General features: G+C 56.9%; 7 protein-coding genes and 1 riboswitch. Of the genes, 6 read left to right on the plus strand and 1 reads right to left on the minus strand.

Annotated elements, in window-relative coordinates; all coding sequences use genetic code 11:
- Nucleotides 1-128 precede the first annotated feature (128 nt).
- From JHC09_RS02985 to JHC09_RS03005, 5 genes are all read left to right on the plus strand, one after another.
- On the plus strand, nt 129-1,964 hold the full coding sequence (locus JHC09_RS02985) for an ATP-binding protein (protein ID WP_199530729.1): 1,836 nt from the start codon (nt 129-131) through the stop codon (nt 1,962-1,964).
- Nucleotides 1,961-3,286, plus strand: coding sequence for a sigma-54 dependent transcriptional regulator (locus JHC09_RS02990; RefSeq protein ID WP_199530730.1), 1,326 nt, complete (start codon nt 1,961-1,963; stop codon nt 3,284-3,286). The genes JHC09_RS02985 and JHC09_RS02990 overlap by 4 nt, the downstream gene beginning before the upstream one ends.
- A gap of 127 nt (nt 3,287-3,413) precedes the next feature.
- Nucleotides 3,414-3,629, plus strand: a riboswitch (cobalamin riboswitch).
- 244 nt (nt 3,630-3,873) lie between these two features.
- A complete protein-coding gene (locus JHC09_RS02995; RefSeq protein ID WP_199530731.1) occupies nt 3,874-4,860 on the plus strand; it encodes a putative oxygenase MesX in 987 nt (328 codons plus the stop codon).
- A 23-nt stretch (nt 4,861-4,883) separates the two neighbouring features.
- Nucleotides 4,884-5,912: a methionine synthase gene (locus JHC09_RS03000; RefSeq protein WP_199530732.1), complete on the plus strand. Its 1,029-nt coding sequence runs from the start codon at nt 4,884-4,886 to the stop codon at nt 5,910-5,912.
- Between the two features lie 158 nt (nt 5,913-6,070).
- Nucleotides 6,071-6,571: a flavin reductase gene (locus tag JHC09_RS03005; protein ID WP_199530733.1), complete on the plus strand. Its 501-nt coding sequence runs from the start codon at nt 6,071-6,073 to the stop codon at nt 6,569-6,571.
- A 61-nt stretch (nt 6,572-6,632) separates the two neighbouring features.
- On the opposite strand, the gene JHC09_RS03010 is transcribed toward JHC09_RS03005, so the two are convergent.
- A complete protein-coding gene (locus tag JHC09_RS03010; protein ID WP_199530734.1) occupies nt 6,633-8,039 on the minus strand; it encodes a TonB-dependent receptor in 1,407 nt (468 codons plus the stop codon).
- Between the two features lie 101 nt (nt 8,040-8,140).
- Here JHC09_RS03010 and JHC09_RS03015 point away from each other — a divergent pair.
- On the plus strand, nt 8,141-8,348 hold a 208-nt coding region (locus tag JHC09_RS03015; protein WP_199530735.1), incomplete at its 3' end, for a transposase.

The raw sequence follows: 8,348 nt of genomic DNA on the forward strand, positions 1-8,348 counted from the left end.
CGACCTTACCCCTATCTCTCTGATAAACCGTCACAAAACTTCCAAAGAACTGCCACATTACGCGAGTTTGTGCGTAAATCCACACATCGTGAATTGCAGTTTGTGCGAAAATCCGCACAAGGATGCGCATGGATTTTTCTCTGAAACGCATGGTCCGCGGTCCGCTTTTACAATGGGCATTTTTGGGCGCTGTTCTGCTGGCCCTAAGCGGGGTTGCGCTGACTGTTGGCGCCTATGTTGGTGAGGCGGAAGCCGACGCCGAGGTGCTTGAGCGTGGCGACGCAACGACACAATTGCAGGTGTCGGCGCTGCTCGCAGAACTCGATAAGCAGCGCGCGGTCCGCTTTCTGGTGGCCCGGGACGCCGACGTCATCGCGACCCTCAACGACGGTCAGCCATTGGCCGTCGCGGGGCTAAACCAGAAGCTGAGAACGCTCGCTGAAGGCGCTGGGGCGAGTGTGATCTATGTGATCAATGTCGCGGGCGACACCATTGCGGCGAGCAATTTCGACACTGACGAGAGCTTTGTCGGGAACAACTACCAGTATCGCGCCTATTTTCGCGATGCGATGTCGGGCGGCACGGGCCAGCTTTTCGCTATGGGAGCGACCAGCCGTGTTCCCGGGCTTTATGTGTCCGAACGCATTGAGGGACCTGAGGGCACGCTGGGTGTGGCCGTTGTCAAAATTGACTTTAGATTGCTGGAAACGCTCTGGGCGCCAGGGAATGCTGCCACTTACGTGACAGATGCCAGAGACGTCGTGCTGCTCTCAAGCGTGCCGACTTGGCAGTTTTACGCCGCCGAGACGAAGAGCGCGGCTGAAGTCGCGGGATTGCGACAAAGCTTGCAATATCTCTCTGCGCCTTTGCGGCCCCTGCCCATTGCGTCTCATGAAGGGCGAACGGATGTCGTTGAGGCCCTTATTCCACCCAACGAAACGCCGCATCAGTTTGCACGGGTGCAGATTGCGGTCCCGACAACGGATTGGCAGCTCTCCGCACTCTTCCCAGTAGAAGCGGAGCGGGCGGCGGCGATCACCACCACGCGCTCCAATGCCTTGCTGGTCCTGGCCGCGGGGGCGGCTTTGGCCGCTCTGGCCTTGGCTTTGCTGCAACGGTCGGACCGGGTCAGACGGCGCATGGCCGATCAGCACCACGCACTGGAGCTTGCCGTCGAGACGCGCACAGCCGATTTGGCCGCTACCAACCACGCTCTGATGGAAGTGATCACCGAGCGCGACGCGGCGGAGTTGAACGCCGCGCGGTTGAGGGACGAGCTTACCCAAGCCAATCGCCTCGCATCACTGGGACAAATTGCGGCCGGTGTGGCGCACGAAATCAACCAGCCATTGGGTGCCATCCGCGCCTATGCGGACAATGGGCAGGTCTTTCTGCAGCGGAGCGCCAATGCCGAAGCGCTGGAGAATTTTGGGGCGATTTCGCGCCTCACGGACCGCATTACCAAGATCACCGAACACCTTCGCGATTTTTCACGGAAGGGTGGACGGAACGCGGTGATGATGGATCTGCGCAGTGCCGTGGACGCGGCGCTGAGCCTATTGGGCGCTAACATTCGGCACCAGAACGTGCGGATCGACTACACGCGGCCGCAGACAGATGTGCCGATTTTTGCAGATGAGACTGGGGTCGAACAGATCATCGTCAATCTCATCCAGAACGCCCTAGAGGCTCTTGAGGGGCGAGCGGACAAAGCTATATCCATCGCCTTTTCGAGTGAGCCCGGAAGCGTAAACCTGCGGGTGACGGACAACGGACCTGGGGTGTCGCCGGACATGGCAGAACGCATATTCACGCCGTTTTCGACCAGCAAGGCGAAGGGGCTCGGACTTGGGCTCGTGATCAGCCAAGACCTCGCACAGAGCTTTGGCGCGAGCCTGCTTCTAGATCCCAAAACAGCATCCGGCGCGAGCTTTGTGCTCCGTTTTCCGAGACCGACCCCATGACCAAAACCATCGCCCTGATTGATGATGATGCCGATTTTCGCACGGCAACAGCGCAAAGCCTGACGCTGGCTGGCTTTGACGTTTTGCAGTTCGGCTCGGCGGAAGACGCCCTCAAGCAGATCGACAGCCAGTTCGCGGGTGTGGTGGTCAGCGACATTCGCATGCCGAAGATGAGCGGGTTTGATCTGTTCACCCATATTGGCGCTATCGACGCCGCTCTGCCGGTGATCCTCATCACAGGACATGGCGACATCGATATGGCTGTGCGCGCGGTGCAGGCCGGGGCTTACGATTTCATCGCCAAGCCCATGCCACCGCAGCGACTAATTCTCACTGTCGAAAATGCCCTCGAAAAGCGCCGTCTGACGCTCGAAAATCGTCGCCTCAAGACTGCGCTGATCGAGACCGAAGATAGCCTGCCTCTGCTGGGGCAAACGCCGGTGATGGAGCGCTTGCGTCGGACGCTCAAGCAAATCGCTAATGCTGATGTCGACGTGCTGATTTTGGGCGAAACCGGGTCTGGCAAAGAAGTCGTGGCCAGCGCCCTGCATCAATGGAGCCGCAGATCGGTCAACGAATTCGTGCCCATTAACTGCGGCGCACTGCCCGAGAGCGTCATCGAGAGCGAGCTTTTTGGCCATGAGATCGGCGCTTTTACCGGCGCTGCCAAGCAACGTATTGGCCGGCTCGAACACTCGTCTGGCGGCACGCTGTTCCTCGACGAACTCGAAAGCATGCCACTGGCGACGCAAGTGAAGTTTCTGCGCGTTTTAGAGGTGCGCCGGATCAGTCCGCTTGGCACCAATAAAATCCGCGACTTGGATTTACGCGTCGTTGCGGCGTCGAAAGTGGATTTGGCAGAGGCCTCGCGACGCGGCGAGTTCCGCGAAGACCTGTTCTATCGCCTTAATGTGGTGAGCGTTTCCATCCCTCCACTGCGTGAACGCAGAGACGACATCCCACTGCTCTTTACGCACTTCCTCAATCGGGCGGCGAAGCGGTTCAAGGTTGAAGCGCCGGAGGTCGATAGCGTGCTCTACGATTTCCTGATGATGCATGACTGGCCGGGCAATGTGCGCGAATTGGGCCATTTCGCTGAGCGGTTTGTGCTCGGTCTAGAAGAAGATCAACCGGCTCAACCTGAAACTGCTGCCCGGCTGCCCCTGCCCGAGCGTTTGGCGCGAACCGAGGCCGAGATTTTGCGCCAAACCCTCAAGATGCACGCAGGCGATGTGGCTGCCTGTCTGGCCGATCTCGGTATTCCGCGAAAGACCTTTTACGACAAGCTCAAGCGCCACGGCATTACCCGCGCGGACGCGTGAGACCTCGGCACGACGTCACCGTCCAGTGAAGGAAACGTCTGCCCTCGCTCAAGAACCTTCTGTACAGGATCAAGACTTAAAGATATAAAGATATCTTTATATGGCTTGACGTTCGAACGAATGTGATCGATAGTACCCAGGCCTAGGTTCTTCAGCCGTTCGCTGTAACGCGTTGAAGCTAAGAGGGAAGTTGGTGCCTCGTTTCGACGAGAAAGCCAATGCTGCCCCCGCAACTGTAAGTGGCGAGCTGACATCCAAATGTGTCACTGGGGTTACCCCTGGGAAGACGGATGGAGGCTTTGACCCACGAGCCAGGAGACCTGCCTGTGGCGAGATAACGTTCACGGGCGGGGTGTCCCAGTGTGCCGTAGCAAAGGTCGCTGCGCGGCCCTGCTTGCTATGCGTTCGCTATGCCTTGCCCCCAAATCTTGGGGCAAACCTGTCCCAAACAGAATTAACCGCCGCCATCCGTGGCGCAGTCTTGCTTCCGTTCCCGCTGAGGACACGGGCGTAACACGGCACCGGTAACGGCCCACGACGGCTTTTCGCAAAGCCAGCGCAACAGACAGTTTGGGGCAGATAAGACGATGACCAAAACCATAGAGTTCTCAATCCGCAGCATTGATTTTGACGAAAACTATGTCCCTGCCGACAACACCCGCCTGACGACCAATTTCGCCAATCTGGCACGCGGGGAAACGCGCCAGCAAAATCTGCGCAACGCGCTGAGCATGATCAACAACCGCTTCAACAGCCTGATCCATTGGGACAATGAGAGCGGTGACCGATATTCTGTCCGGCTCAAGATCATTTCCGTCGATCTCAACATAGCCGACCAGAGCACCAAGACGGCGTTTCCGTTGATCGAAATGCTCCAAACTGAGATCCATGACACGCTCACCGGTGCCCATATCCCGGGCGTGACCGGCAACAGCCTTTCGTCCTATGTGCGCGACTATGATTTCAGCGTGGTGTTGGCAGCACACAAGGCCAGCGGCGCAGGCACGAGCGTGCCCGTCGACTTTGGCGATCTGCACGGCGATCTCTTCAAAAGCCTGCTGAACTCCGACGTTTACAAGACGCACTTCCGCAAACCACCCGTGATTTGCATCAGCGCATCGAGCAGCAAAATCTATGAGCAGACCGGGAATGCGCATCCCGTGCTTGGGGTTGAATATCGTCAAAACGACTTTTCGCTCACAGACAGCTATTTCCTCAAAACAGGCCTTAAGCCGCGCTTCTTCATGCCGCCCAACAGTTCAGCGCCGTTCGCCTTCTACTTCACCGGCGATCTGGCGAATGATTACTCCAACCTCGAACTGGCCAGTACGATTGCCACGATGGAGACCTTCCAGCGCATCTACCGCCCGGAAATCTACAACGCCAACTCAGTCGCTGGTCGGCGCTATCAGCCGAGTTTGAACCATCAGGATTATTCGCTGACCCAAGTGGTCTACGACCGCGAAGAACGCAGCCGACTGGGCATTGACCAAGGCAAGTTTGCCAAAGAGCAGCTCATCGAGCCCCACCAGCACGCCCTCAGCCATTGGGCGCGCGAAAACGCGCATCGCTAAGCACCAAAAATCGAGACATTCCCATGACAAAACTCCTCCCCACCTCGACCGCTGGCAGCTTGCCCAAACCTTCGTGGCTTGCGCAGCCAGAAACCCTTTGGTCGCCTTGGAAACTGGAAGGCGCAGGCCTTTTGGAAGGCAAGCAAGACGCTCTGCGGTTGTCGCTGCATGAGCAGCAGCTTGCGGGCCTCGACATTGTTGGCGATGGCGAACAGACCCGCCAGCATTTCGTCACCACTTTCATCGAACACCTCTCGGGCGTTGATTTCGAAAAGCGCGAAACAGTCCGCATTCGCAATCGCTACGATGCCAGTGTCCCGACGGTGGTGAGCGCTGTCAGCCGCGACAAGCCTGTGTTCGTGGAAGACGCCAAATTCTTGCGCCAGCAAACCAAGCAGAAGATCAAATGGGCCCTGCCCGGCCCGATGACCATGATCGATACGCTCTATGACGCCCACTATAAGAGCCGCGAAAAACTCGCCTGGGAGTTTGCGAAGATCCTCAATGAGGAAGCAAGAGAGTTGGAAGCGGCTGGCGTGGACATCATCCAGTTCGACGAGCCAGCGTTCAATGTCTTCTTCGATGAGGTCAATGAATGGGGCGTCGCCGCGCTCGAACGCGCCATTGAAGGGCTGACGTGCAAGACCGCCGTTCACATCTGCTATGGCTATGGCATCAAGGCCAATACCGATTGGAAAAAGACGCTGGGCCAAGAGTGGCGTCAGTATGAGCAGGTGTTCCCAAAGCTCCAGAAGTCAAACATCGATATGGTCTCGCTGGAGTGCCAGAACTCGCATGTGCCGATGGATCTGATCGAGCTTTTGCGCGGCAAAGATGTGATGGTGGGCGCTATCGATGTGGCAAGCACCACAATCGAAACGCCTGAGCAAGTCGCCGACACCCTTCGCAAGGCTTTGCAGTTTGTCGACGCCGACAAGCTTTACCCCTGCACCAATTGCGGCCTCGCGCCACTGTCGCGCGACGTTGCTCGCGGCAAGCTCGGCGCCCTCAGCGCGGGCGCAGCCATCGTTCGCTCCGAGCTCACATCGTAAAACGCTCAGCCTTCGCGTGGCGGCCCACCGCCGCCACGTCCTTGCCGCAGATATCGTCGCGCTGTTTCCAAAACTAGCCCGCCAAATTTCTGCAGACTTAGCGACCCCGCGCGACGACCGCGCGGCGATCGCAGGCCCCTTTTGACTAAGAGACTGCTATGGGCACGATAGACCTGCGCTCCACCATCGTCGACAAAACCACGTTCCGCAACGGCATGGCACGCCTGGGGTCCGCCGTGAACGTCGTCACCACCGTGTTTGAAGGACAAGACTACGGCTTCACCGCTTCGGCCGTGTGCAGCGTCAGCGATACGCCACCCACGCTATTGGTGTGCATTAACCGGGCGAGTTCGTGCTTCAAGGCGTTCGAAAAGACCGGCCAATTTTGCGTCAACACTCTATCGCCGGGACAGGAAGATTTCTCGCGTCGTTTCGGTGGCGGCACGCCAATGAGCGAAAGGTTCGCGACTGTCGACTGGCACCGCGGACAGAGTGGAACCCCGATTTTGGCCAATGCGGCAGTAAGCTTTGAATGCGAATTGGCAAGTTACGTCGACGAAGCAACGCACCGTATCCTATTTGGCCGCGTCATTTCCGTGCGAGAAAATGAGCAGATGGGCACCCTACTCTATTGCAACAGGGAATATCTAAACGGGTGAGGTATGGCGGAGGCATGATCCCTCATGCCACCACCACGCTAGGCGCTAAACTCGTCCGGCCTTAGTAGTCAAACTGCTTGGACAGCGAGATTTTAAAGGTCCGGCCTGATGAGCGGTCATAGGCCAGATTTTCGCGGAAGTCGGCGTTGAAGACATTGTCGATACCAGCTTGGATCTGCGTTCCTGCCAAGGGACCCGTTTCTGGCTTCCAATTGGCGAAGAGATCAAGCGTAGCGAAAGCCTTCGCTTCGCCCTGCCCGCCCGAGGATTCCTTCACAAAGTACTCGCCTTGTGTAGCAAGTGTGACGCGCGCACCGTAGTCGAGGTTCCACTCGTCATAACGACCACCAATGGTGCCCGCTACCTTGCTTTGTGGGATCGTCGTCAGTGGCTGGTTCTTGTCGAGATCATCACCAATGGTCAGCGTGTAAGCGAGATTTACGAACCAATTGTCGGCATTGTAGGAGCCTTCCACTTCCGCACCATAGATGCGGGCATTTCCAACATTGCCGTAATACGTTGGTGCCGCTGCACCGGCGACGCCCGCAGTGTTCGACACAATCAGATCTGTCAAATCGTTGTAGAAGAAGGTGGTTTTGACGCTGCCCGCGTCGCCATCGTCGACAAGACTAAAGCCGTTGATGGCAAAGCCGGCTTCAATGGTATTTGCGTGCTCTTTGCGGAGATTAAGGCTTGCGACTTTTCCTGAACTCGACGAGCTAGAGGCCGTAAACGAGTACAACTCGTCAATCGTTGGCAAGCGCTCGGTGTGAGCAACGGACCCAAACACTGCAAAGTTGTCATTCAACTCATAATGCGCTGCAAGTTTTGGCAAGAAGGCGCTCCCCGTGATAGGGGCCGCGCTCGATGTGGATGAGGTGACATTATGGAAGTCACCACGGATACCCGCCATAATGGTCAGTCGGTCGTCGTAAACGTACTCATTCTGCACGAAGAGTCCGACTTTATTTTCAACACCTTCAGGGTGCTCAGTCAGCAATACGTTGCTTCGGGGCCTCTTTACGCTACGATTTAGTGTACTAATGCTCGCACCAAACGTGGTAAAATTCTCAAAACCTTCGCCAATCCATTCAACCGTATTGTCGGCCTTGAGCTGGAGGGTGCGGTACCCATAAATTGTGTCCGCAAGTACAGCATTACGACCGACAGCATTTTGGCCTGCAGGCGTGCCCGATAACGACCGCTGGTTAAATTGGTTATTTTCAGTATCGGACCACGTAATACCTACGTTCAAGTCCAACCAAGGATTATCAGCCGCTGGATTTTCGTATGTTAACGTTGCGGTATGATCGTTGACCTTACGGTCAACAATACCAAACGCCGATGAAAACACGCTGCCGGTACCAATTTGGGCATAAGCCTGATCAAACGCCTGACTGTACCAGCGCTGATAAGATGCGCGCAGCACCTGCTCGTCATTGTCACCAAAGCGGAGTGTGCCTTTCACAAGGCCGCTCCACGTGTCCATTTTAGAGCCAAGCAAGGTATTGAGCTGCTGCCGGTTTTGAGGACACCGAGTTAAGGTGTTTTTGGAACTGGAGAGTTTTTATGGAGAGACGCAAGTTCAGCCGGGAGTTCAAGCTCGAGGCTGTCAGGCTGGTCAGGGATCGGGGTGTTGCAGTTGCACAGGCTGCCCGTGATCTAGACCTGCATGTGAACGTGTTGCGCAAATGGGTGCGCGAGCAGTCTGCCGATCCGCAGCAGGCGTTCCCCGGCCATGGGCAGATGAAGCCCGAGCAGCTCGAGATCGAGAAGC

Origin of the sequence: Devosia sp. MC532 (assembly GCF_016461625.1) — a bacterium.
Classification (GTDB): Bacteria; Pseudomonadota; Alphaproteobacteria; order Rhizobiales; family Devosiaceae; genus Devosia.